Origin of the sequence: Sphingomonas sp. Leaf32 (genome assembly GCF_001421765.1) — a bacterium.
In the GTDB taxonomy this organism is placed as follows: domain Bacteria; phylum Pseudomonadota; class Alphaproteobacteria; order Sphingomonadales; family Sphingomonadaceae; genus Sphingomonas.
The window spans coordinates 111,531-134,551 of sequence record NZ_LMLA01000011.1; the positions used below are offsets into that span (position 1 = coordinate 111,531).

General features: G+C 67.3%; 24 protein-coding genes. 11 read left to right on the plus strand and 13 right to left on the minus strand.

The genetic code is table 11. The features are described from left to right. Positions 1 to 24: 24 nt before the first annotated feature. From lpdA to ASE83_RS15450, 4 genes are all read right to left on the minus strand, one after another. Positions 25 to 1,437: a dihydrolipoyl dehydrogenase gene (gene lpdA / locus ASE83_RS15435; RefSeq protein ID WP_055792220.1), complete on the minus strand. Its 1,413-nt coding sequence runs from the start codon at positions 1,435 to 1,437 to the stop codon at positions 25 to 27. 68 nt (positions 1,438 to 1,505) lie between these two features. Beyond that, positions 1,506 to 1,898: an acyl-CoA thioesterase gene (locus ASE83_RS15440; protein WP_055792222.1), complete on the minus strand. Its 393-nt coding sequence runs from the start codon at positions 1,896 to 1,898 to the stop codon at positions 1,506 to 1,508. Continuing rightward, entirely contained in the window at positions 1,888 to 2,106 is a 219-nt protein-coding gene (locus ASE83_RS15445) for a hypothetical protein (protein ID WP_235513288.1), read from the minus strand. Before ASE83_RS15445 ends, ASE83_RS15440 begins: the two co-directional genes overlap by 11 nt. Further along, positions 2,107 to 3,408 carry a pyruvate dehydrogenase complex dihydrolipoamide acetyltransferase gene (locus ASE83_RS15450; RefSeq protein ID WP_055792225.1) on the minus strand — a complete coding sequence of 434 codons (1,302 nt, stop codon included), beginning with the start codon at positions 3,406 to 3,408 and terminating at the stop codon, positions 2,107 to 2,109. Between the two features lie 128 nt (positions 3,409 to 3,536). Between ASE83_RS15450 and ASE83_RS15455 the strand changes: the two genes are divergently transcribed. Together ASE83_RS15455 and ASE83_RS15460 are read left to right on the plus strand one after the other, a co-directional pair. Further along, a complete protein-coding gene (locus ASE83_RS15455) occupies positions 3,537 to 3,992 on the plus strand; it encodes a universal stress protein (RefSeq protein WP_055792229.1) in 456 nt (151 codons plus the stop codon). Positions 3,993 to 4,396: 404 nt separating this feature from the next. Continuing rightward, positions 4,397 to 5,686: a M20/M25/M40 family metallo-hydrolase gene (locus tag ASE83_RS15460; RefSeq protein ID WP_082443422.1), complete on the plus strand. Its 1,290-nt coding sequence runs from the start codon at positions 4,397 to 4,399 to the stop codon at positions 5,684 to 5,686. Positions 5,687 to 5,689: 3 nt separating this feature from the next. On the opposite strand, the gene ASE83_RS15465 is transcribed toward ASE83_RS15460, so the two are convergent. The 4 genes from ASE83_RS15465 to ASE83_RS15480 all read right to left on the minus strand — a co-directional run bounded on the left by ASE83_RS15465 (position 5,690) and on the right by ASE83_RS15480 (position 8,676). Further along, positions 5,690 to 6,769, minus strand: coding sequence for an RcnB family protein (locus ASE83_RS15465; RefSeq protein WP_055792233.1), 1,080 nt, complete (start codon positions 6,767 to 6,769; stop codon positions 5,690 to 5,692). A gap of 123 nt (positions 6,770 to 6,892) precedes the next feature. After that, positions 6,893 to 7,375 carry a GAF domain-containing protein gene (locus ASE83_RS15470; RefSeq protein ID WP_055792236.1) on the minus strand — a complete coding sequence of 161 codons (483 nt, stop codon included), beginning with the start codon at positions 7,373 to 7,375 and terminating at the stop codon, positions 6,893 to 6,895. Between the two features lie 220 nt (positions 7,376 to 7,595). Next, positions 7,596 to 8,021, minus strand: coding sequence for an alternative ribosome rescue aminoacyl-tRNA hydrolase ArfB (gene arfB, locus ASE83_RS15475; RefSeq protein WP_055792239.1), 426 nt, complete (start codon positions 8,019 to 8,021; stop codon positions 7,596 to 7,598). 1 nt (position 8,022) lies between these two features. Continuing rightward, positions 8,023 to 8,676, minus strand: a complete 654-nt coding sequence (locus ASE83_RS15480; RefSeq protein ID WP_055792242.1) for an RluA family pseudouridine synthase — start codon at positions 8,674 to 8,676, stop codon at positions 8,023 to 8,025. Positions 8,677 to 8,796: 120 nt separating this feature from the next. On the opposite strand from ASE83_RS15480, the gene ASE83_RS15485 reads away from it, so the two are divergent. Beyond that, complete coding sequence (locus ASE83_RS15485; RefSeq protein ID WP_055792246.1) at positions 8,797 to 9,537, plus strand: M15 family metallopeptidase; 741 nt, start codon at positions 8,797 to 8,799, stop codon at positions 9,535 to 9,537. Between the two features lie 268 nt (positions 9,538 to 9,805). On the opposite strand, the gene wrbA is transcribed toward ASE83_RS15485, so the two are convergent. Both wrbA and ASE83_RS15495 read right to left on the minus strand, forming a co-directional pair. Beyond that, the gene (gene wrbA, locus ASE83_RS15490) at positions 9,806 to 10,408 is read right to left on the minus strand and encodes an NAD(P)H:quinone oxidoreductase (RefSeq protein ID WP_055792249.1); all 603 of its coding nucleotides are present in this window, start codon (positions 10,406 to 10,408) and stop codon (positions 9,806 to 9,808) included. Positions 10,409 to 10,428: 20 nt separating this feature from the next. After that, complete coding sequence (locus ASE83_RS15495) at positions 10,429 to 11,127, minus strand: pirin family protein (protein ID WP_055792252.1); 699 nt, start codon at positions 11,125 to 11,127, stop codon at positions 10,429 to 10,431. Between the two features lie 93 nt (positions 11,128 to 11,220). Here ASE83_RS15495 and ASE83_RS15500 point away from each other — a divergent pair, with 93 nt between their 5' ends. From ASE83_RS15500 to ASE83_RS15510, 3 genes are all read left to right on the plus strand, one after another. Beyond that, positions 11,221 to 12,123 (plus strand): LysR family transcriptional regulator, encoded by a 903-nt coding sequence (locus ASE83_RS15500; protein ID WP_055792484.1) that lies wholly within the window; start codon positions 11,221 to 11,223, stop codon positions 12,121 to 12,123. A gap of 192 nt (positions 12,124 to 12,315) precedes the next feature. Then, on the plus strand, positions 12,316 to 13,017 hold the full coding sequence (gene ctrA, locus ASE83_RS15505) for a response regulator transcription factor CtrA (RefSeq protein ID WP_055792254.1): 702 nt from the start codon (positions 12,316 to 12,318) through the stop codon (positions 13,015 to 13,017). A gap of 59 nt (positions 13,018 to 13,076) precedes the next feature. After that, on the plus strand, positions 13,077 to 13,550 hold the full coding sequence (locus ASE83_RS15510; RefSeq protein ID WP_082443416.1) for a GNAT family N-acetyltransferase: 474 nt from the start codon (positions 13,077 to 13,079) through the stop codon (positions 13,548 to 13,550). Between the two features lie 214 nt (positions 13,551 to 13,764). Here the strand turns inward: ASE83_RS15510 and ASE83_RS15515 are convergent, their stop codons facing one another. The 3 genes from ASE83_RS15515 to ASE83_RS15530 all read right to left on the minus strand — a co-directional run bounded on the left by ASE83_RS15515 (position 13,765) and on the right by ASE83_RS15530 (position 17,372). Further along, positions 13,765 to 14,427 (minus strand): L,D-transpeptidase family protein, encoded by a 663-nt coding sequence (locus tag ASE83_RS15515; protein ID WP_055792258.1) that lies wholly within the window; start codon positions 14,425 to 14,427, stop codon positions 13,765 to 13,767. A 411-nt stretch (positions 14,428 to 14,838) separates the two neighbouring features. After that, positions 14,839 to 16,509 carry an amidohydrolase gene (locus tag ASE83_RS15525; RefSeq protein WP_055792264.1) on the minus strand — a complete coding sequence of 557 codons (1,671 nt, stop codon included), beginning with the start codon at positions 16,507 to 16,509 and terminating at the stop codon, positions 14,839 to 14,841. Beyond that, complete coding sequence (locus ASE83_RS15530) at positions 16,506 to 17,372, minus strand: NAD(P)-dependent oxidoreductase (protein WP_055792267.1); 867 nt, start codon at positions 17,370 to 17,372, stop codon at positions 16,506 to 16,508. Before ASE83_RS15530 ends, ASE83_RS15525 begins: the two co-directional genes overlap by 4 nt. A 196-nt stretch (positions 17,373 to 17,568) precedes the next feature. On the opposite strand from ASE83_RS15530, the gene ASE83_RS15535 reads away from it, so the two are divergent. The 5 genes from ASE83_RS15535 to ASE83_RS15555 all read left to right on the plus strand — a co-directional run bounded on the left by ASE83_RS15535 (position 17,569) and on the right by ASE83_RS15555 (position 22,597). Next, on the plus strand, positions 17,569 to 19,623 hold the full coding sequence (locus ASE83_RS15535) for a TonB-dependent siderophore receptor (RefSeq protein WP_200921912.1): 2,055 nt from the start codon (positions 17,569 to 17,571) through the stop codon (positions 19,621 to 19,623). 68 nt (positions 19,624 to 19,691) lie between these two features. After that, the gene (locus tag ASE83_RS15540; RefSeq protein ID WP_055792273.1) at positions 19,692 to 20,933 is read left to right on the plus strand and encodes a threonine ammonia-lyase; all 1,242 of its coding nucleotides are present in this window, start codon (positions 19,692 to 19,694) and stop codon (positions 20,931 to 20,933) included. Further along, positions 20,930 to 21,331 (plus strand): GFA family protein, encoded by a 402-nt coding sequence (locus ASE83_RS15545; RefSeq protein ID WP_055792276.1) that lies wholly within the window; start codon positions 20,930 to 20,932, stop codon positions 21,329 to 21,331. The genes ASE83_RS15540 and ASE83_RS15545 overlap by 4 nt, the downstream gene beginning before the upstream one ends. 103 nt (positions 21,332 to 21,434) lie before the next feature. Continuing rightward, positions 21,435 to 22,196 (plus strand): arginyltransferase, encoded by a 762-nt coding sequence (locus tag ASE83_RS15550; RefSeq protein ID WP_055792280.1) that lies wholly within the window; start codon positions 21,435 to 21,437, stop codon positions 22,194 to 22,196. After that, complete coding sequence (locus ASE83_RS15555; RefSeq protein ID WP_055792283.1) at positions 22,193 to 22,597, plus strand: hypothetical protein; 405 nt, start codon at positions 22,193 to 22,195, stop codon at positions 22,595 to 22,597. The genes ASE83_RS15550 and ASE83_RS15555 overlap by 4 nt, the downstream gene beginning before the upstream one ends. The last annotated feature ends 424 nt before the right edge of the window (positions 22,598 to 23,021 follow it).

Consider the following 23,021-nt stretch of genomic DNA (forward strand, 5'->3'; position numbering starts at 1 on the left):
ATATGACGATCGCGTTACAGTCCGTCAGATGTGGATCGCGCGGCCATACGCGGCCAACACCGACTCGTGCATCGATTCCGAAATGGTCGGGTGCGCGAACACCGTCTGGGTCAGTTCGGTCTCGGTCGTCTCCAGCTGGCGGGCGACGACATAGCCCTGGATCATCTCGGTCACTTCCGCGCCGACCATGTGCGCGCCCAGCAGTTCGCCGGTCTTCGCATCGAACACCGTTTTCACGAAGCCTTCCGCCTCACCCAGCGCGATCGCCTTGCCGTTGCCGATGAACGGGAACTTGCCAACCTTGACGCTGTAGCCGGCTTCCTTGGCCTTCGCCTCGGTAAAGCCGACGCTGGCGACCTGCGGTCGGGCATAGGTGCAGCCGGGAATATTGTTCTTGTCCATCGCGTGCGGGTGCACGTCCTTGTTGCCCAGCGCCTTGGCGATGGCTTCGGCGGCGATCACGCCCTCATGGCTCGCCTTGTGCGCCAGCCACGGGGCACCCGTCACGTCGCCGATCGCCCAGATGCCATCGACGTTGGTTTTGCCATAGCCGTCGGTCTTGATGTGGCCGCGCTCAGCCTCGATCTTCAGCGCTTCCATGCCGATATTCTCGGTATTGGGCACGATGCCGATCGCGACGATCGCGTGGCTGAACTCGACCTGCTCGACCTTGCCGTCCGGTCCCTTGATCGCGGCCTTCACGCCGCTCGCGGTCGCTTCCAGCTTTTCCAGACCCGACTTGGTCTTGATCGTCATGCCCTGCTTGGTCAGCGCCTTGTGCATGAACTCGCTGACTTCGGCGTCCTCGACCGGCATGATCCGGTCGAGCATCTCGACGATGGTCACGTCGGCGCCCATGTCGTTGTAGAAGCTGGCGAACTCGACGCCGATCGCGCCCGATCCGATGACCAGCAGCTTCGTCGGCATTTCGGGCGGCACCATCGCATGGCGATAGGTCCAGATCTTGGCACCGTCGGCCTTGGCGAACGGCAGGTCGCGGGCGCGGGCGCCGGTCGCGATGATGATGTGCTTCGCTTCCAGTTCGGTCGTCTTGTCGCCCTGCTTGACGCTGAGCTTGCCCTTGGCCGTGATGGTGCCGACGCCCTCATGGACCGCGACCTTGTTCTTCTTCATCAGGCCCTTGACGCCCGCGTTCAGCTGGCCCGCGACCTTGCGGCTGCGATCGACCACCTTGGCGAGGTCGAACGACGGCTTCTCGTTCGACAGGCCGTACTGCGCGGCGTGCATCATGTAATGATAGATTTCGGCCGAGCGCAGCAGCGCCTTGGTCGGGATACAGCCCCAGTTGAGGCAGATGCCGCCCAGCCGCTCGCGCTCGACAATGGCGACCTTCAGGCCAAGCTGGCTCGCGCGGATCGCCGCGACATAGCCGCCGGGGCCGGAACCGAGCACGATGAGGTCGTAGGTATCAGCCATCACTTTGCCTTTTCGCTCGCTGCTGCCCGGTCGAGCAGCCGAATTAGTTGCCGCACGAGTTCCGTGCGTTAGCCCTCGATCGTCCGCGGCTTGCGATGTTCGTCGATCGCCACGAACACGAAGCGCGCCTGCGTAACGCGGTTCACCGCCTCGCCGAACCGGTCGCGGCGCCAGGCCTCGACCTCGATCGTCATCGACGTGCGACCGACCTTCACCAGATCGGTATAGACCGACACTTCGTCGCCGACCGCGACCGGCGCATGGAACTGCATCGCATCGACCGCGATGGTGACGGCGCGGCCCTTGGCATGGCGCGCAGCGACCAGTCCGGCGGCCATGTCCATCTGCGACATGATCCATCCGCCGAAGATGTCGCCATAGGGATTAGTGTCGGCGGGCATGGCGGTTACGCGCAGCGCCGGCTGTCCCGGCGGCGGTGCCACGGCATCCTCAACGATCATGCGGCACCCCCTTCGCGCGTTCCTCGGCCATCGCGCGCCGCACCTGCCGGACGCCCAGCAGCAGCACGACGACCATCGCCACCCATGTCACCGTCCAGATGTCGCGCCGCCCCAGCGGATACGACCACGCCGACAGCGACCCGATCGCCCATGCCGCCGCGATCCCCGCGACGACATGCACGATCTCGGTCAGCAGCCGGATGCGCATTTACGCGATCAGGCCGAGCGGCGACTCCACCAGCGCCTTGAACAGCTTGAGCATTTCCGCACCGTCCGCACCGTCGATGGCGCGGTGGTCGAAACTGCCGGTCGCCGTCATCACGGTCGCCACGCCCAGCGCGTCGTCGACGATATACGGGCGCTTCTCGCCGGCACCGACTGCCAGGATCATACCCTGCGGCGGGTTGATGACCGCTTCGAACTGCTTGATGCCGAACATGCCCATGTTGCTGAGCGATGCCGTGCCGCCTTGATATTCCTCGGGCTTCAGCTTGTTCTCCTTGGCGCGGCCGGCCAGGTCCTTCATCTCGCTGCTGATCTTCGCCACGCCCTTGTTGGCGGCGTCGCGGATGATCGGGGTGATGAGGCCGGTCGGCGTCGACACCGCCACCGACACGTCGGCACGGGCGTACTGCACCATCTCGTTGCCGAGGAAGGTGACGTTGCACTTCGGGCTGTTTTCCAGCGCGACGCCCAGCGCCTTGATGAGCAGGTCGTTGACCGACAGCTTTACGCCGCGCGCGTCGAGCGACTTGTTCAGGTCGCCGCGCAGCTTCAGCAACGCATCCAGACGGATGTCGACCGTCAGATAGATGTGCGGCACCTGCTGCTTCGATTCGGTCAGGCGACGCGCGATCGTCTTGCGGATGTTCGACAGCTTCTCGACCGTGTGCGGGATCGAATCGTCGAACCACACGGCGGCGGGCTTGGGCGCTTCGGCGGCAGGCGCCGACGGGGCGGCCTGCGATGCAGGCGCGGCGGCTTGCGCCTTCGGGGCGCTCGCGGCACCGGGCTTGGCGCTCTCGACGTCGGCCTTGACGATGCGACCGTTGGGGCCGCTGCCGGCGACGCCCGACAGGTCGAGGCCCTTGTCGGCGGCGATGCGGCGGGCAAGCGGGCTGGCCTTCACGCGGCTGCCGTCGCTGGGGGCAGCGGGTGCGGCAGGCGCCGGCTTCGCTTCGGTCGCGGCGGGGGCTTCAGCCTTGGGAGCCTCTTCCTTCGGCGCATCGGCCTTGGCCGGCGTGCTGCCGATCGCCGACGCATCCTCACCCTCTTCGAGGAGGATGGCGATCACGGCGCCGACCTTCACATTGTCGGTGCCCTCGGCGACCAGCACCTTGCCGATCGTGCCTTCGTCGACGGCTTCGAATTCCATCGTGGCCTTGTCGGTCTCGATCTCGGCCATGATGTCGCCGGACTTGACGGTATCGCCTTCCTTCACCAGCCATTTGGCCAGCGTCCCCTCTTCCATGGTGGGGGACAGGGCGGGCATCTTGATCTCGATCGGCATGGGGCAGAATGGTCCTCTCAGGCTCGTCGCGCCTCTTCGCTGTCGGACGGCTCCCGGTCAAGCCCCGGCACGACCTTGCATGACCGACGCGAACCGGCGCATGAACCGGTGCGTCAGGGGAAGATGCGATGCGGACATATCTGGTGGTGGTCGACGAAAGCCCGGAAAGCGCCGTTGCGCTGCGCTTCGCCGCGCGCCGTGCGGTCAAGACCAATGGCGGCGTAGAGGTGCTGGCACTGGTCGAGCCACAGGAATTCGCCCCTTGGGGCGGCGTGCAGGCGACGATCGAGGAAGAGGCGACCGAGCGCGCCGAGGCATTGGTACAGGCCGCCGCCGGTACGCTGATCGCCGAATCGGGGCTGCAACCGCATCTGACGGTTAAGATCGGCGACGGCCCGCGAATCGTCCGCGACATGATCGCCACCAATCCCGACATCGCCGCCCTGGTGCTGGGCGCGGCCGCCACCGGATCGCCGGGGCCGCTCGTCACCCATTTCGCGGGCACCGATGCGGGCGCCCTGCCCGTGCCGTTGATGATAATCCCCGGCAGCCTCGACCGCGAAGGCATTGATCGCCTGAGCTGATTCGCAACGTCAGCCACCGTTCAGCCTGGCGAGTCCAAAGTACATCTGCGGAATACCGTGCGGGGGAGAGCAGCGATTCGCGCTCGATCCCCCGCGGGCTGCTGCTGTTCGCCGGGTGTCCGGCACATCCTCTCTTATAATTCAGCGCAGCGCTGGTGGAGGTCCGTTAGCGCGCTCCGGGCACAAAAAAAAGGGCCGGCGAACCGACCCTTGAAAAGTTTTAGGAGAGGATGCCTGAAAGGCACAGTCGTTGTGCACCGCAACCGATCCATTAGCAATTGCAAAAAACGAAACCAAACATTCTATTTCTGCATCAACCCCACCTTCAAGGTAGGTTTTAGGTGCAGATGGGTATCGATCGAAACCGGTTGAGCGGGATCGCCGAACGCGGCATCCTCCCGAAAATGCGATCGATGTTGCTCCTGCCCGCCCTGATCCTCACCGCCGCCGCCGGCGCGCGCGACACTCCGCGTCCCGAACGGCTGCGCGCCGACGTCGCGACCCTGGTGGGGTTCGGCACGCGACACACCGCCTCCGATCCCGACCATCGGACGCGCGGGATCGGCGCGGCGCGGCGCTGGTTCGCGAACGAACTCACCCGCATCGGCGCAGGCTGCGGCAATTGCATCACCGTCGCCAACATCGCGCGCGGCTTCACTGGGCTGCGTGCGCCGACCGGCGTCAATGTCGTCGACGTGCTCGGATTTCAGCAGGGACGAGATCCCAAACGGGTCGTCATCGTGATGGGCCATATCGACAGCCGGGTCAGCGACGTGATGGATGCGAAGAGCGACGCCCCCGGTGCCAATGACGACGCCTCGGGCGTCGCGCTGGTGCTGGAAACCGCGCGCATCCTGTCGAAGGAACGGTTCGACGCCACCATCGTCTATGCCGCACTGTCGGGCGAGGAACAGGGGCTGTGGGGTGCGCAACTCCTCGCCGACACCGCCAGGGAGCGTGGGTGGACGGTCACCGCCGTGCTCAACAACGACATCGTCGGCAACACCGTCGGACAGGACGGACGCAAGGTCGCCGACCGGGTTCGCGTCTTTTCCGAAGGAATTCGCACGTCCGAATCGATCGAGCAGCAGATCGCTCGCCGCGCCGCCGGGGGCGAGGATGACGGCCCGTCGCGCGCGCTGGCCAAGACGGTCGATTTGATCGCGACCGGCATTCCCGGCGGCCTCGACGTGTTTCTCGATCGGCGGCCCGACCGGTTCGGGCGCGGCGGCGACCACGAACCGTTCCTGAAGCTCGGTTATCCCGCGATCCGCTTTTCGGTCGGGGTCGAGAATTACGACGCTCAGCATCAGGACCTGCGCCGCGAAGGGACCCGCGTCTATGGCGACACCATCGACCGGATGGATTTCGCCTATCTCGCGAAGGTGACCGCGATCAACGCAGCGACCATCGCGCGTCTCGCCGCCGCCCCCGCCGCACCGGCCGGCGTCTCGATCGAAGGCGCGCTGGCGACCGACACGACCGTCCGCTGGCAACCGGTGGCGAACGCGGCCGGCTATCGCATCCGCTGGCGGCGCAACGATGCGCAGGACTGGACGAACAGCCGCGACGTGACCGGGGCCGAAGCGGTGCTGAAGGGCGTGATCGTTGACGACCATTTCGTCGCCGTGTCCGCCCTGTCGACATCGGGCGCGGAGAGCGTACCGACCTTCGCCGGTCGCGCCCCGCGCTGACAGTTACCGCCGCAACATCTTCGACCGGACCACCCGCCGCCGTGGTGCGGCGCGGTGCGTTTCGTAGGTCACGACCTCTTCGGTCGTGGTTGTCGTCACCGGCGCGTTCTGAATCGTCACCGTCGTCACCGTGCGCGGCGGGTAATAATAGCCATTGGCGACATAGCCCCCCGGCCCTTCGGTCGTGGTCGTCGTCGTATAGCTGCGCGCGACCGGCGGCGCGCCGACATGCCGCTCGACATAGCCGCCGCGCGGATACGGACGCGGGCCGATCGGCTGCACTTCCTCGCGCATCGGACCGAACACCACGCCCGGCGCGGGTGCATCATCGTAATAGCCGCCGTCCGGTGCGACCGGCACGTCCTCGCCCGGCAGCGGATAGCCCGCGCCATAGCCCTGCCGAACCGGCGGCGGCGGTGGCGGCGCACGGCGATCCTCGGCGCGGTCGATCGCGGTGCCGATCAGCGCACCGGCACCCGCGCCCAGCAGGGTTCCGCCCAGCCGGTTGCCACGACCCGCGATGACGTTCCCGGCCACGCCGCCCGCGACCCCGCCGATCACCGCACCGCCGACCCCGTCGTCGCGCCGCGCGACCGGCGGCGGCGGAACGTCGTTCTCGGCAACGTAGCGATCATAGGCCCGGTCATCGCGGACATAGCGGCCATTGTCGCGCGAATCCCAATCGATGCCGCGACGATAATCGGACACCCGGCCCTCCCGGTCGGCCAGCACCGCATCGTCGTAATAACGATACCAGCCATAACCCGGCTGCGGCCGCGTCAGCCCATAGACCGGCCAGTCCTGGATGAAGAAGCTCGGCGCCACCCAATAGCGCGGCAGGACCCAGCCCCGCGCCGGCATCCGGTACGCGGACCAGCCGCCCGGTGCATAATAGCCGCCATACCAGCGTCCGCGCACCTTTCCGCCCCAGCGTGGGCCGGGCAGGTTCACGCGCGGCTGCCCGGGATAGAGCGCCGGCCGGCCCGGACGCGCCTCCGGCGATTGTCCGACGCGCGGCTGCGCGTGGGCGGCTCCGGTCGAGGCAAGGATCGCCGCGATAGCGGCAAGGGTGGGCGTTCGCATCGTCGGGTCGGCTCCCTGTAACGCGGTTGCTCCGCGCGGATATGGTTGCCGAAACCTTACCACACCGCCCGGTTCCCGGCCAATCCGGCGATTGCCGGACCGACCGTCCCGTGCCGGGGCAGATCAGCCGATGCGCGGGGCCAGCAACGCCACCAAAGCCTCGCATCCGGCCTGGTCATCGGCATCGAACCGGCCGGGCAACGGGCTGTCGAGGTCGAGCACACCTATCAGGCGATCGCCGACGATCATCGGCACCACCAGTTCGCTGCGGCTGTCCGCGTCGCAGGCGATATGGCCGGGAAAGGCGTGGACATCGGCGACCAGTTGCGTCGTCCGGCGCGCCGCCGCCGTCCCGCACACCCCGCGCCCCAGCGCGATACGGATGCACGCCGCCTTGCCTTGAAACGGCCCCAGCACCAGCTCGTCCTGCACCAGCCGATAAAAGCCCGCCCAGTTCAGGTCGGGCAGATATTGCATCAACAGCGCCGACGCATTCGCCATATTGGCGATGGCGTCGCTTTCCCCGGCGGTCAGCGCGTCGAGGGCGGACAGGAGGTCGCGGTACAGGTCGCCCTTGGCGCCGGTGGCAATATCGAACTGGTACATTAGGCGCGATGTAGGACGAAGGGCGCCACTCGCCAATCCTCCCCCCGTGCCCGGGAGGATTTAGAACGTGATGACATCAGGTAGAACCGTTCGTGCTGAGTAGGGACTGGGCTTGTCGAAGGCCCGTATCGAAGCACCTCCTCCACGGTCCTTCGATACGCCGCTTCGACAAGCTCAGCGGCTACTCAGGACGAACGGTTTCAGCTTATGTCAGCAAGCCCTACTCCAGCTTCACCCGCCCCCGCCCGGCCTTCACCTGCGAGCGGCCCTTCTTGGCATCGACGCGCCGCACCTGCGACGCCTTAGTCGGCTTGGTCGCGCGGCGCTTCTTCGGCACGATCGTCGCCTCGCGGATTAGTTCGAACAGCCGCTCACGTACCTCGCGTCGGTTCATCTCCTGCGACCGCGACGCATCGGCGCGCAGCGTCAGCACGCCCTCCTTGGTCAGCCGCGATCCGGCCAGCACCGCCAGCCGATGCTTCACCGCCTCCGGCAGCCCCGGCGATGCGACCACGTCGAAGCGCAGCAGCACCGCGCTGTCGGTCGTGTTCACATGCTGCCCGCCCGGTCCCGACGCGCGGGTGAAGCTCTCGACCAGTTCGCCGCTATCGATCGCGATCGACCGCGTGATCGGGATGCGCGGCATGTCAGGCTTCGTCGAACCCCGCCGCGACGAAGCTCTTCGGCCACGGCGCGGTGACGTCGATCGCCGGCTTGTTGTCGCGCGGCACCATCAGCCCGGTCGCGTGCAGCAACATGCCGTGCCGCCCGCCCCGGCCATAGACCGGATCGCCTGCCACCGGACAGCCCAGCCCCTCGGCCATATGCACGCGGATCTGGTGCGTCCGCCCCGTTTCGGGGAACAGCGCGACCAGCGCACGGTCGTCGACGGTGCGCAGCACGCGCCAGTTGGTCCGCGCGGGCTTGCCCTTCGCATCGCCGACCATCCGCCATCCGCTCTCGGCCGTGCTGACCTTGGCCAGCGGCAGGTCGATCTCTCCCGATTCGCCGGCGGGAATGCCGTCGAGGATCGCCAGATAGCGCTTCGTCACCCGCCCCTGTTCGAACGCCTGCTGGAACCGCGCATGGGCCTTGGGATTGCGCGCGAGCAGTAGGCAACCGCTGGTATCGCGGTCCAGCCGGTGGACCGGGGTCGGTTCGCGTTGAAAGGTGAAGCGCAGTTCGTCGGCACGTCCCACGATGCTGGGCGATCCGTCGCGCGGCGGATCGACCGGCAGGCCGGCGGGTTTGTCGAGGACGATCGCTTCGCCGTCGATGAACAGGACAAGGTCGTCAAGCATTCCGCTCCCTTGCCATCGTTGTCGACGCCATGCCAGTGCGCTTGCGGCATCCCGTCGACCCAGCCGGAGACTTTTGTGCGCCGAACCGCCCTCGCCCGCCGTCTGGTCCCGCTGACCATAATGTCCGCCTGCGCCCCGACCACCGCGCCCGCGCCGCCGGTCGCGGTGCCGACGCCCGCCCCCGCCGCCACGCCGGTAGCACCACCCCGTATCGTGACCCTGCCCCCCGCCGGTCCAACCGGCCCGGTCGAGCTGTGCGGACGCGGCACGGTGCAGCGGACCGCCGATGGCCGGCTGTTCAACCATTTTCCCTATCCCGACATGCCCGCAACCGCGCTGGTCGACGCACCCCCTGCCCTTGGCGGGTCGTGCAAGGTGCATCCGGCGATAGCCACCGACCTCGCCCGCCTGCTCGCCGCCGCCAATGGCGATCCCGCCATTGCCGGCACCCTGCGCGCCGTATCCTGCCACCGCTCCGAAGCCCTCCAGCGGGTGACCTTCTGCGGCGGGATTGGCGCCAACGGATCGGGCAGCTTCGCCGAACGCGCCTGGGCCTCCGCGCCGCCCGGCCATAGCGAGCATTCGACCGGCTACGTCATCGACTTCGGTACCAGCACGTCACCGGCCTGCAACGCCGAAGCCTGCTTCGCCGCCACTCCGGCCGGCCGCTGGCTGCGCGCCAACGCGGCGACATACGGTTTCGAAATGTCGTTCCCGGCGGGCAACAGGCAGCAGGTGAAGTGGGAACCCTGGCACTGGCGCTGGGTCGGCACCGCCGCGACCGAAGCAGGCGCCGCACCGGCCCGCTCGCTGTTCCGGCAGGCGCGGACGCGGTTCCCGGCGGAGCCGAAGGTCGAATGACCCGCCGCGAACGCCCCTGGCGCAGGCTGGGATAACGGATGGTTCAAACAGGGTGGATCAAACTTCAAGCGAAGAAGAAGGAATTTGTTCGCGCGGAGGCGCGGAGAGAGGTTCGCCTGGGGCGCGGACACCCGCGCCAGCAGCCTCGTTGATCGCTGCACCGGACGGGAATGTTACCCGATAAACGGAGCCTTGGCCCCAAGCGCGCACTCCGCGCCTTCGCGCGAACAAGGAAGACGGGGCGACCCGATGGCCGCCCCGCCCCCTCTCACCCGAAGACCTTCGCGGCCAGTTCGGCGATGCGCTTGCCCTGATGGCGCGCGCCCCCCAGTTCGATCTCGGTCGGCTGGCGGCTGCCGTCGCCACCGGCGATCGTCGACGCGCCATAGGGGGTGCTGCCGTTCACTTCGTCCAGCCCGGTATGGCCTTCATAAGCATAGTCGAGGCCGACGATCGTCATGCCGTGGTGCATCAGGTTGGTGATGATCGAGAACAGCGTCGTCTCCTGCCCGCCATGCTGCGTCGCGGTCGAGGTGAAGGCACCGCCGATCTTGTTGACCAATCCGCCCTTGGCCCACACGCCTCCGGTCGTGTCCCAGAACGCCGCCATCTGGCTCGACATCCGGCCATAACGCGTGCCGGTGCCGACGATGATCGCGTCGTAATTGGTAAGCTCGTTGGGATCGGTCAGTTCGGCGTGATGATCCGCGACCTGGAACCCCGCCGACTTGGCGACCTCCGCCGGCGCGGTTTCGCGCACCCGGCGGACATCCACCTCGGCACCGGCCGAACGCGCGCCCTCGGCAACGGCGTCGGCCATCTTCGCGACATGGCCATAGGACGAATAATATAGGACCAGAACCTTCGACATCGTCAGATACTCCCTTGGGCTTATTCGGAATCGACCAGGACGATTTCGGCGTCCTCGGTCGCGGCAATGGTGACGGTCTGCCCGCCCGACAAAGCGGCCCCGTCGCGCGCCTGAAAGGCGACGCCGTCGATGGTGATCGCGCCGGTCGCGGCGACGAGATAGGCGTGACGCCCTGCCCCCACGCTATGTTCCACGCTTTCGCCGGCCTTCAGCGTCGCACCCAGCACCCGCGCCTCGGCCCGGATGCGCAGCGCATCGCCGTCGTCGTCATAGCCGCTGGCCAGCGTTACGAACCGGCCCGACCGTTCGCCCTTCGGGAACGGCTTGGCGCCCCAGGCCGGCGCGCCGCCCTTCTGGCGCGGCTCGATCCATATCTGGAAGATGCGGGTCGTTTCCGGCTCGAGATTATATTCGGCGTGGCGGACGCCGGTGCCCGCGCTCATGACCTGCACGTCGCCTGCCCCGGTCCGCCCCTTGTTCCCCAACGAGTCCTGATGGGTGATCGCGCCCGATCGGACATAGGTGATGATCTCCATGTCCTTGTGCGGGTGCGGGGGAAAGCCGCTGTTCGCGGCGATCTCGTCATCGTTCCACACGCGGATCGCACCCCAGCCCATCCGCTGCGGATCGTAATAATTGGCGAAACTGAAATGGTGGCGGGCGCTCAGCCAACCATGGTCGGCATGGCCCAGACTGTCGAATGCACGTTTGTCGATCATCGTCGATCTCCTTGCTTGACCCCCAAGATAGGCCGCGCGATCATGTCGTAAATGGAAACGTCGGAAACCGATCGTTTCGCGGATGGAGGGGTTATGCGACTTCCCGACTTCGAGGCCTGGGCCATGTTCGCCTGCGTCGTCGAACACCGATCGTTCAGCGCCGCCGCCCAGTCGATCGGCGTGTCGAAGGCCACGGTGTCGAAGGCGGTGGCCCGGCTGGAGGTGTCGCTCGGCACGACCCTGTTCCACCGAACGTCGCGCCGCCTGACGCTGACCGATGCCGGGCAATCGCTCGCCGAGCGCGCCGGCCGCATCCTCGCCGAAGCACAGGCGGCGGAGGAACAGGCGCGCGACGCCGCCGCCGCGCCCACCGGCCTTGTCCGCGTGGCGGCGCCGATGTCGTTCGGCCTCGCCCATGTCGCGCCCGCCATTGCCGACTTTCTCGGCGCCCATCCCGGCGTGGAGATCGACCTGACGCTGTCCGATGCTAAGGTCGACATCGTCGCCGAGGGGATCGACGTGGCGCTGCGCATCGCCGAACTGCCCGACAGTTCGCTGCGCGCCCGCCGCCTTGCCCCCGTCGCGATCCGCATCGTCGCCGCGCCGGCTTACTGGGACCGGCGCGGGCGTCCGGCGCATCCGGCCGACCTCGGCGACCATGACTGTTTCGGCTACACCAACCTTCCCAGCGCCATCTGGCATTTCCGGCGGGGCGAAGAGGAAGTGGCGGTCCGCCCGACCGGCCCGCTGGCGACGAACAATGGCGAAGCGCTGCTGCCCGCGCTGTGCGCCGGGTTGGGGATCGCACGGCTTCCCGACTTCCTCGTCGATGCCGACATCACCGCCGGCCGGCTGGAACCGGTGCTGCCCGACTGGAACAGCGGCAGCGTCGCGCTGCACCTGCTGACGCCGCCCGGCACGTTGCGCCCAGCGCGGGTCGAGGCGCTGATCGACTATCTGTCCGATCGCTTTCGCCGGTCCTGCAATCTGCGTTAATTTCGCTAAACGTTTCGATCCCGCTGCCGTTTACCATCACAGAACCCTTCGTTCCGCTTAACCAACGGAATTTACGAAGTGTTTTCGATTAGGCAAAAATTAACCTTTTGCCTTCATAGGTGTTTACGGTAATGTTTTTGCTGCGCGCCGGTCAGGGACGATAGCGCGCCGCGAAACGGGGGAAGTAGGCCGATGCGCGTGCTGTTGATCGAGGACGAGCCGACGACCGCCAAGGCGATCGAGCTGATGCTCACGACCGAGGGGTTCAACATCTACACGACCGATCTGGGCGAAGAGGGCCTCGATCTGGGCAAGCTGTACGATTACGACATCATTCTGCTCGATTTGAACCTGCCCGACATGCACGGGTACGATGTTCTGAAGAAGCTGCGCGTCGCGCGGGTGCAAACTCCGGTCCTGATCCTGTCGGGCATCGACGAAATGGACTCGAAGGTCCGCTCGTTCGGCTTCGGTGCCGACGATTACGTGACCAAGCCGTTCCACCGCGAGGAACTGATCGCGCGTATCCATGCCGTCGTCCGCCGGTCGAAGGGGCATTCGCAATCGGTGATCCGCACCGGCAAGCTCTCGGTGAACCTCGATGCCAAGACGGTCGACGTCGACGGCGCGCGCGTCCACCTGACGGGCAAGGAATACGCGATGCTGGAGCTGCTGTCGCTCCGCAAGGGCACGACGCTCACCAAGGAAATGTTCCTCAACCATCTTTATGGCGGGATGGACGAACCGGAACTCAAGATCATCGACGTCTTCATTTGCAAGCTGCGCAAGAAGCTCAGCATGGCGTGCGAAGGCGACAATTATATCGAGACCGTGTGGGGTCGTGGCTATGTGCTGCGCGAACCCGACGAGATGGTCGAGGCGGCGGTCGCCTGAACGAAGTACCGACCGTCCGCCTTGCCCGCACCGGCGATCTCGCTGCGATCGCCGGGTTGATGGACCTCGCCATCGACCGATTACAGCAGGACTTTTTGTCGGACGAACAGATCGTCGCCAGCCGGCAGGTCATGGGCCTCGACCGGCAACTGGTCGGCGACGGCACCTGTTTCGTGGCGGAAGTCGACGGGGCGCTGGTGGGCTGTGGCGGCTGGAGCCGGCGCGCCACCCTGTATGGCGGCGATGACGGCATGGTCCCGCGCGACGTCCGCCTGCTCGACCCCGCGACCGAGCCGGCCCGCATCCGCGCGATGTATACCCATCCCGACCATGCCCGCCGCGGCATCGGCAGCCTCATCCTCGCCACCTGCGAACGCGCCGCGCTGGCGGAGGGCTTCCGCACCGCCGAACTGATGAGCACCGCGAGCGGCCAGCCCCTCTACACCCGCTGCGGCTACCTGCCCGTCGAGCGCGGCGATGCCGATGTCGGCGGGGTGCGGGTACCGCTGATCCGGATGCGGAAGGCGTTGTAGGGGCGACAGGCCGACGGCCCCTTAAGGCAGGTCATGAGGTGCCGCTGAGCTTGTCAAAGCGGCGTATCGAAGGGCCGCTTGGCAAGTACTTCGATACGGCTCGGTCCCTACCCACCTCACCGTCACCCCGGACTTGTTCCGGGGTCCCGCTTCTTCTTCGGCGGCGGGTAGAAAGTGCGACCCCGGATCGTCCGGGGTAACGAACGACGCAACCTCAAGCCGTGATCGCCCCACCCATCCCCAACCGCTTGCCATTGGTGATGATGACCCGGTCGCCGAGCTTCGCCACGCCGAACAGCTTCTTCGCGAACGCGGTCGGCACACCGATGCAGCCATGGGTCGCGCCACCCTCCTGCACGTCGCTGCCATGGATCGAGATGCCGTCGTTGGTCAGCCGCAGCATATAGGGCATCGGCGCGCCGTAGAGGTTGCTGACGTGATCGGCATCCTTCTGCGTGATCTTCAACGCACCCAGCGGCGTCGGCTTCCAGTCCGCGCCGTACAGCACCACCGCCGCACCGATCTCGTACCCGTCGCGGAACACCGACAGCACCTGCGCATCGAGGTCGATGGTGACGACCAGCTTGCCGGTGGCCGGTGCGCCGGCCTCATCCCAGACCCATCGGCCATGGGTGAACGGCCCATCGATGTTCAGCACGCGGCGAACAACCATCGCTTCCGGGGCAGGCGTCGAAACGGCCGCTGGCGTCGCAACCGCTACCGGGGCCGGCCGAACCGTGGCGACCTTCGTCACCGGTTTCGCGACGACCGGCTCCGGCCGCTCGGCACGCAGCAGCATCGCCGCGCCGCCCCCGGTGGCACTCACCACGCCTACCAGCAACGCCAGGCCCAATCCGGTTCGCAAAGTTGCTCGCATCGATCCTCCTGTCCGCCCCCATGTAGGGCAAGCGAACCGCCGGCGCACCCCGCCAATCCGAACCGTACCGCGATGGCACATGCGCCGACGCACTTAATATCCTCCGAGCCCCGCGGGGAGCGGAACTGCCGCGAAGCGGGGGTGGAGGGGGATTTTCGCGAACGATATGCTTCGGAAATCCCCTCCAACAACGATGGCCGCCCCCCTACCCGTCCCGGGGGCAATCCCGACGCCGATCAACATTGAGGCCAACCAGCTCGGGTCGCCCTCATACCCATTATCGTCATTCCCGCGCAGGCGGGAATCCATAGACGCTACGGGTTCGATCCTGTCATCAACGCTGGCGCATATGGATTCCCGCCTGCGCGGGAATGACGAACTTTCCTCGACCGCGCTGAAAGTCGATCCAGCCTACCGCCCGACCGCCTTCGGCTCATCCTTCAGCGGCCATGCCTTATACCCGCCGACCCATGTCTCGATCACCCGCGTCGCGCGCAGTTCCGCCGGCGTCGCCGCCACCGGATCGCGATCAACCACGATGAAGTCCGCCTTCTGCCCCGGCAGCAGCGACCCGAAGCGCTGTTCAGCGAAACCGGCGAACGCCGCGTCCTGCGTGAACGCCTTCCACGCCTGTTCGCGCGTCACCTTCTCCTCGGGCCGCCAGCCGCCCGGCGGCTGCCCGTTGGCATCCTCGCGGGTGAACGCCGCCGCCCAGCCGACGAACGGGTTGGGGTTTTCGACCGGATAGTCCGACCCGAACGCCAGCCGCCCGCCGTCGCGCAAAACGGTCGCCCACGCATATGCCCCGGTCAGCCGCGCCGGTCCCAGCCGCGCCTCGGCCATCGTCCGGTCGCCGGTGGCATGGACCGGCTGCATCGACGCGATGATCCCGTTCCTGCCCAGCCGTGGCAGGTCAGCCGGATCGATCACCTGCGCATGTTCGATCCGCCAACGCCGGTCGTCCTTGTACGACGATGCCAATTCGTCGATCGCGTCCAGCACCTGCCGGTTCGCGCGGTCGCCGATCGCATGGATCGCGAATTGGAACCCGTCCATCGTGCCCCGGCTCAGCAGGTTGAGCAGCGTCGTATCGTTGATGAACGACAGCCCGGTCAGCTTAGGCGCATCGCTATACGGCACCTTCAGCCACGCCCCGCGCGACCCCAGCGCCCCATCGGCATACAGCTTGATCCCGCCCATGCGCAGCCGGTCGCCGTACAGCCACGGCGTCGGCCCGGCCCCGGCGATGGTCAGCGCCGGCTCCAGTCCGGCGGCATAGCTCATGATGCGCACCCGGAGCTGGCCGATGTCGCCCATCCGCCGGAACACCAGCCAGTCGTCGACCGACGTGCCCATGTCCGCCGTCGCGGTGATCCCGGTCGACAGCAGCAAGTCCTGCGCCTTCAGGAACGCGGCGTTGCGTTCGCGCGGGGACGGCTTGGGCTTGGCGGCATCGAACAAGCTGGCGGCGGCATCGACGAACACCCCCGACGGTTGTCCGTTCGGCAGCAATTCGATCCGTCCGCCGGCCGGTGCCACCGTCCTGGCGGTAATGCCCGCCGCCTTGATCGCCGCGCTGTTCGCCCACACCGCATGGCCGTCGGCACGTTCCAGCAACACCGGCTTGTCGCCCGCCGCCGCGTCCAGTTCGGCCGCCGTCGGGAACCGCCCCAGCCCCCACGCCTCCTGGTTCCAGCCACCGCCGACGATCCACTGGCGGTTGCCGTTGGCGCGCGCATAGGACTGGATCGCCGCCTGCGCATCGGCCAGCGACTTCGTGTTCGACAGGTCGAGTTCGAGCGCGCGATAGCCCAGCGACATCACATGGCCATGCGCGTCGATCATGCCCGGCATCACGATCTTGCCGCCCATGTCGCTGCGCCAGTCGAGCTTCTTCGGCGCCTTCTCGCCCTTGGGCACCAGCCGCACGACCTTGCCGTCCTTGTCGACCAGGATGCCGCCGAAGCGCACCACCTGCCCGCGCGAATCCAGCGCCACGCCGTTTACATTGTCGATCAGCCCATCGGCCTGCGCCGTGCCGGCCAGCAACAGCGCGGCAACGGTAAGAGCCTGCCGGATCACTTGGGCATCCTCCGCACCAGCGCGCTAGTATCCTGCCGACCGCCGCCCATCGCCTGCACCTCGGCATAGAATTGATCGACCAGCGCCGTCACCGGCAACGTCGCGCCATTGCGCCGAGACTCATCCAGCGCGAGACCCAGGTCCTTGCGCATCCAGTCGATCGCAAAGCCGAAATCGAACTGGTCCTGCGCCATGGTCGGCCAGCGATTGACCATCTGCCAGCTCTGCGCCGCGCCGCCCGACACCGCTTCCAGCACCTTGTCGAGATCGAGGCCCGAGCATTCCGCGAACCGCAATGCTTCGGACAGCCCGCCCAGCACGCCGGCGATGCAGATCTGGTTGACCATCTTGGTCGTCTGTCCCGCGCCCGCTGCACCGACATGGACGATGCGCTGCGCATAGGCGTGCATGATCGGTTCGGCGGCGGCGAACGCTTCCACCGACCCGCCGCACATGATCGACAGCTTGCCATTTTCGGCCCCGGCCTGTCCGCCCGATACCGGCGCATCAAGCACTAGCAGCCCCTTCGCCCCACCCGCCTCGGCCAATTCGCGCGCGATCGCCGCCGATACGGTGGTGTGGTCCGCGAACAACGCGCCTTCTCGCATCGCGCCGAACACGCCGTCGCTGCCCAGCGTCACCGCGCGCAGGTCGTCGTCATTGCCGACACAGGCGAACACCGCATCGGCACCCTCCGCCGCAGCCGCCGGCGTCTCCGCGACCTTGCCGCCATGCTTCGCGGCCCAGGCATCTGCCTTGGCACGGGTGCGGTTGTAGACGGTGACCTGATGGCCGGCGGAAAGGAGGTGCCCGGCCATGGGCGCGCCCATGACGCCGGTGCCGATGAATGCGAGTATTGCCATGCCCGCTGTGTAAGGCGCGCCGCGTGGACGCGATAGAGGGAAGCACGCGGCTGACCGTACGATCCCGCCCATTCGGTTATTGCTAACGACTCTCATTGTATATAATTCGCCATCGAACCGAAGCGGCGAATGCCGGCCGACGCAGGGGACACTGCGCGGACAGGAGGCTCGGCATCACCGCGACGGGGGCATGACCATGACGACGAGGATTTGCGCACTGGGGCTGATCGCCCTGACCACACCGGTACCGGCGCTGGCACAGGACGGCACGCTGATCGAAGAGGTGCTGGTCGTCGGAAAGCGCCACAGCATCCGTCCCGACGTGGCGACCGGCGCGACCCGCACCCGGACCGCGATCGAGGACATTCCGCAGGCGATCCAGGTGATCTCGCGCGAAACGATCGACGAACAGCAACTGGTGCGGCTGGCCGACGTGGTCGCCAATGTATCGAACGTGCAGCCCGGCGGGACGCAGGGCAACCGCACCGAATTGTTCGTCGTGCGCGGCTTCGAACTGTCGTCCTATGCGATCGACGGCATCCTGACCAATCCGGCGCAGAACTTCACCGAAACCGTCCGCGACCTCGCCAATGTCGCGCAGGTGGAGGTGCTGAAGGGACCGGCGTCGGTCCTGTACGGCCGGGGCGAACCGGGGGGCACGATCAACATCGTCACCCGCCGCCCCGCCTTCACCTTCGGCGCGGAGGGGCAGGTTCAGGTCGACGGCAACGGCCTGCGCCGGGTGCAGGCGAGCGTGACCGGCCCCGCCAGCGACACCGTGGCCGCGCGGTTCAGCATCGCCGGACAACGCTCCGGCAGCTTCCGCGATTTCCAGATCGACGGCAGCCGCGTGTTCTTCTCCCCGTCGATCGCGTGGCGGCCCGATGCCGCGACCCGGGCCGACATCGACTATGACTATACCGATCAGGTCACGCCCGGCGATCGCGGCCTGCTGGTCGTGAACGGCGCGGTGCGCGGGCCGGCGTCGCGCAGCTATGGCGAGCCATGGTCGCGCAATTTCGGCCGCCAGCACGGGCTGCGCGGACGGATCGAGCATGATGTCGCCGACTGGCTGACCCTGCGCCAGATCGTGTCGTACCAGAGCGGCGACAGCGGGCGGACCGTGGCCGACTTCACCGGATTGAACGCCGCGCGCACGCTGTTGCAGCGGCGCGGCGTCCGCCAGTCGCAATCGGTGGCGACGACCACCAGCCAGAGCGAGGCGCTGTTCCGGTTCGACACCGGACCGCTCACCCACCTGCTGCTGGCCGGATTCGAGGCGGTCGACGCGCGGCGCACGACCAGCGAATGGCGCGCGCCGCTGGCATCGATCAGTGTCGCCGCACCGGTGCAGGGCGCGCGGCCCGGTCCCTTCACCTTCTTCCGCACGGTCGACGTCCGCGCCCGGTTTCTCGCCCCCTATGTGCAGGACCAGATCGGGATCGGCGACCGCGTCGATATCGTCGCGGGCGTCCGCTGGGACGATGTCCACCAGACGACGACCACTGCCGGCATCGCCACCGCCGAGGACGGGCGGCGCGCATCGCCCCGGCTGGGGATCGTGTGGCACGCCGTGCCCTCGGTCGCGCTCTACGCCAACTGGTCGACCTCGTTCCGGCCGCGCACCGCGGCGCAGGTCAACGGCGGCACCGCGCCCCCCGAAACCGGGCGCCAGTACGAAGCCGGGATCAAGTTCACGCCCGCAGGCGGCCGCCTGATCGCCAGCGCCGCGGTCTTCGACATCGTCAAGAACAATGTGGCGAGCGCCAATCCGGTCAATAGCGGCTTCGTGATCGTCACCGGCCAGCAGCGCTCGCGCGGGGTCGAATTCGACCTGAGCGGGGAAGTGCTGCCCGGCTGGCGCTGGATCGTCGGCGCCGGCTATCTCGATGCCACGGTGACGCGCGACAGCGTGATCCCGGTCGGCAACCGGCTGCGCGGCGTGCCCGAATGGAGCGGCAACCTGTGGACCACCTACCGCCTGCCCGCCGGGCCGCTGGCCGGGCTGATGCTGGGTGGCGGCGCGATCCGTGTCGGCGCGCGGGCGGGCGACCTCGCCAACAGCTATTCGGTGCCGGCCTATACCCGGTTCGACCTCACGGCGGGCTATACCTTTGCCGATCGCTACCGGCTGGGCGTGGTCGTGCGCAACGTGACCGACCGCTTCTATGTCGAACAACCGGTCGCGCTGACCACCAACTATCCCGGCAGCCCGCGCACCATCTCCGCTACGCTGTCGGTCGAATGGTGACCCGGTCGAAGGGCGATTCGGCCCGCCGACTTTCCCCGCTGCGTCGAATCGGCTAGGCGCGGGACCCTATGGCTACGAACCCGATCGCTCCGCCCGCCCTGCCCCTCACCGTCGACGACGTACGTGCCGCGGCGATGCGTATCGGCGGTTCGATCGTCCGCACGCCGACCCTTATCAGCCGCACCCTGTCCGACCTGACCGGCGCCACCGTCTATCTGAAGTTCGAAAACCTCCAGTTCACCGCCGCCTACAAGGAACGCGGCGCGCTCAACACGCTGCTGCAACTCGACGAAGCCACCCGTGCGAAGGGCGTGATCGCCGCATCCGCCGGCAACCACGCCCAGGGCCTCGCCTATCACGGCAATCGCCTCGGCGTGCCGGTGACCATCGTCATGCCGCGCCCGACCCCGACGGTGAAGGTGATGCAGACGCAGAGTCACGGCGCGACCGTGGTGCTGGAGGGCGAGACGTTCGACGCCGCCTATGCCCATGCCCGCAAGCTGGAGGCCGAACAGGGCCTGACCTTCGTCCACCCCTTCGACGACGCCCGGATCATGGCGGGGCAAGGCACCGTTGCCCTTGAAATGCTGGAAGACGTGCCAGCCATCGATACGCTGGTCGTGCCGATCGGCGGCGGCGGACTCATCAGCGGCATGGCCACCGTCGCCCGTGCCACCGGCCGCCCGATAGAAGTGGTCGGCGTACAGGCCGAGCTGTTCCCGTCGATGTACAACCGCCTGCACGGCACCGACATGGACTGCGCGGGCGATACGCTGGCGGAGGGGATCGCGGTCAAGCAGCCCGGCGGCCTGACCGCACAGGTCGTGGCCGCGCTGGTCGACGACATCGTGCTGGTCAGCGAACGCCAGCTCGAAGAGGCCGTCAGCCTGCTGGTCCAGATCGAAAAGACCGTGGTCGAGGGTGCCGGCGCCGCCGGCCTCGCCGCCCTGCTGGGGCATGGGGCACGGTTCAAGGGCAAGACCGTCGGCATCGTGCTGTGCGGCGGCAATATCGACACCCGCCTGCTCGCCAATGTCCTGCTGCGCGACCTCGCCCGCTCAGGGAGGCTGGCGCGGCTGCGCATCCGGTTGCAGGACCGTCCCGGCGCGCTGTTCCACGTCGCCAAGATCTTCCACGAACACGCGGTCAACATCATCGAGGTCTATCACCAGCGCGTCTTCACGACGCTGCCGGCGAAGGGCCTCATCACCGACATCGAATGCGAGACGCGCGACCGCGACCATCTCGACCGACTGGTCGATGGCCTGCGCGCCGGCGGCTATGAAGTGAGCACGGTCGAGCTGGCATGACCGAGATCATCACCGGCGCCTGTCTATGTGGCAGCTGTCGCTATCGCAGCGACGCGCCGGTGATGAACGTCCGTGCCTGTCACTGCCATCGGTGCCAGCGCGCCACCGGCAGCGCCTTCTACGCGCGTGTGATGGTGCCGCTATCCTCCATCACGATCGACGGGCCGGTCGCATGGTATGACGGCGATACCAGCGTCCGGCGGGGCTTCTGCCCCACCTGCGGATCGACGATGTTTTCGGAACGTGCCGCCGCCGGGACCATCGGCCTGACGATCGGCACGCTCGACCATCCCGAACGCTTCGCGCCGGCCGATCATATCTGGGTGTCGGCGAAGCAGCCGTGGCTGGTGCTGGCCGATGGCCTCCCACAGTTTGCCAAGGGTCCGCCCGCTACCTGACCCGACACGAAATTGGTGGTTAACGCGCTTTTCGGCACGTCTTGTCATCGCCATATCCATCGGGCCATTCTACGGATGATCGTCCCGACCGCAGGAGCAATGGGTGACCGCGCCGTTTCGATTTCCCCGCTTCTTCGTCACCTCGCCCGCGCCCTGCCCCTATCTGCCGGGGCGGCAGGAGCGGAAGGTGTTCACCGAACTGAGCGGTGACAATGCCGACGAGCTGAACGAGGCGCTCGGCCGGATCGGTTTCCGCCGCAGCCAGTCGGTCGCCTATCGCCCCAGCTGCGTCGGGTGCAGCGCCTGCGTGTCGGTCCGCGTCGTCGCCAGCGACTTTTCGATGAACGCGACGCAGCGCAAGCTGATGCGCCGTCATGCCGACCTCGACATTCGCGCGTGCAAGCCCTGGGCGACCGACGAACAATTCCGCCTGCTGCGTCGCTACCTGACCGCGCGCCACCCCGGCGGCGGCATGACCGCGATGGACGAATCGGACTTCGCCGACATGGTGGAGCATTCGCCGGTCACGTCTTGGGTCATCGAATATCGCCTGCCCGCCGTCGATGGCGTACCCGGCCGGCTGGTCGGCGCGTGCATCACCGACGAACAGGCCGATGGGCTGTCGATGGTGTACAGCTTCTTCGAAACCGACGACGACAGCCGCCCGGGCCTGGGCAACTTCATCATCCTCGACCATATCCGCCGCGCCCGCGCCGGCGGCCTGCCGCACGTCTATCTCGGCTATTGGGTACAGGGGTCGCCGCGCATGGCGTACAAGACCCGCTATCGTCCGCTGGAAGTGCTGGGGCCGGCCGGCTGGACACTGCTCGACGACACCGCCTCCCGCGCAACCGTCCCGGCGTGACGGCCGCGCTGCTCGCCCTCCTGCTCGCGGTTCAGCCGTCGGCCGGACTGGAACAGCGCCGCGCGACCATCCTTCAGTTCGAAATCCGCCTCGCCGCCGGCCTGTCGCCCGCCGAACAGGCCGCCGCGACCGAAGTCTTCGCCGCCGACACCCGCACCATCCGCCGCTGTGCCGATGCGGTGGCGATCGCCGCGCGGTACAAGGAACAGCGGCGATTCTCCGGATCGATCACGCAGCGCCGCAACGCCGCCTTCGCCGCGATCCCGATCGAACTGCGTCGCGAACTGGATAAGGTGCCGACCGGCCACGCCACGCGGGTCTTCGGATCGGCCGACGTCCGCCGCGTGCTGATCGCGTGCTCCGTGCCGCAGGTTCCAGCGGCCCGGCCGGGTATGGTCTGAAAACGCACCCCGTAACGTCGCCCAGCAAAGGCTGGGGCATCCGGCAGTTCCTGTCCCGCATTGTAACCAGGCCGTATCGACATTCACCGGTCTATCGTCACCCCGGACTTGTTCCGGGGTCCACGGCGCGGCGATCGGTGCAGGCAACGCTTCTCAAGACAGCGCGAGGGGCGAAGTGAACCTCGGCACAGGTCCGGGGGTGACGAAGGAATTGTACGTCGCTCGGCGATCGCCCTCGAATTGGCAGAATGTCGATCGGCCCGAGAAATTCCAGCCTGCGCCGGGATGACGTATGTGTCGAACGCAGAGGAGCTATCCCCAGCCCCCCTCCGTCATTCCCGCGAAGGCGGGAATCCATTCCCGCCGACGTCGCGGCTAGAATCGAACCGGCAGAGCATATGGCCTCCCGCCTTCGCGGGAGTGA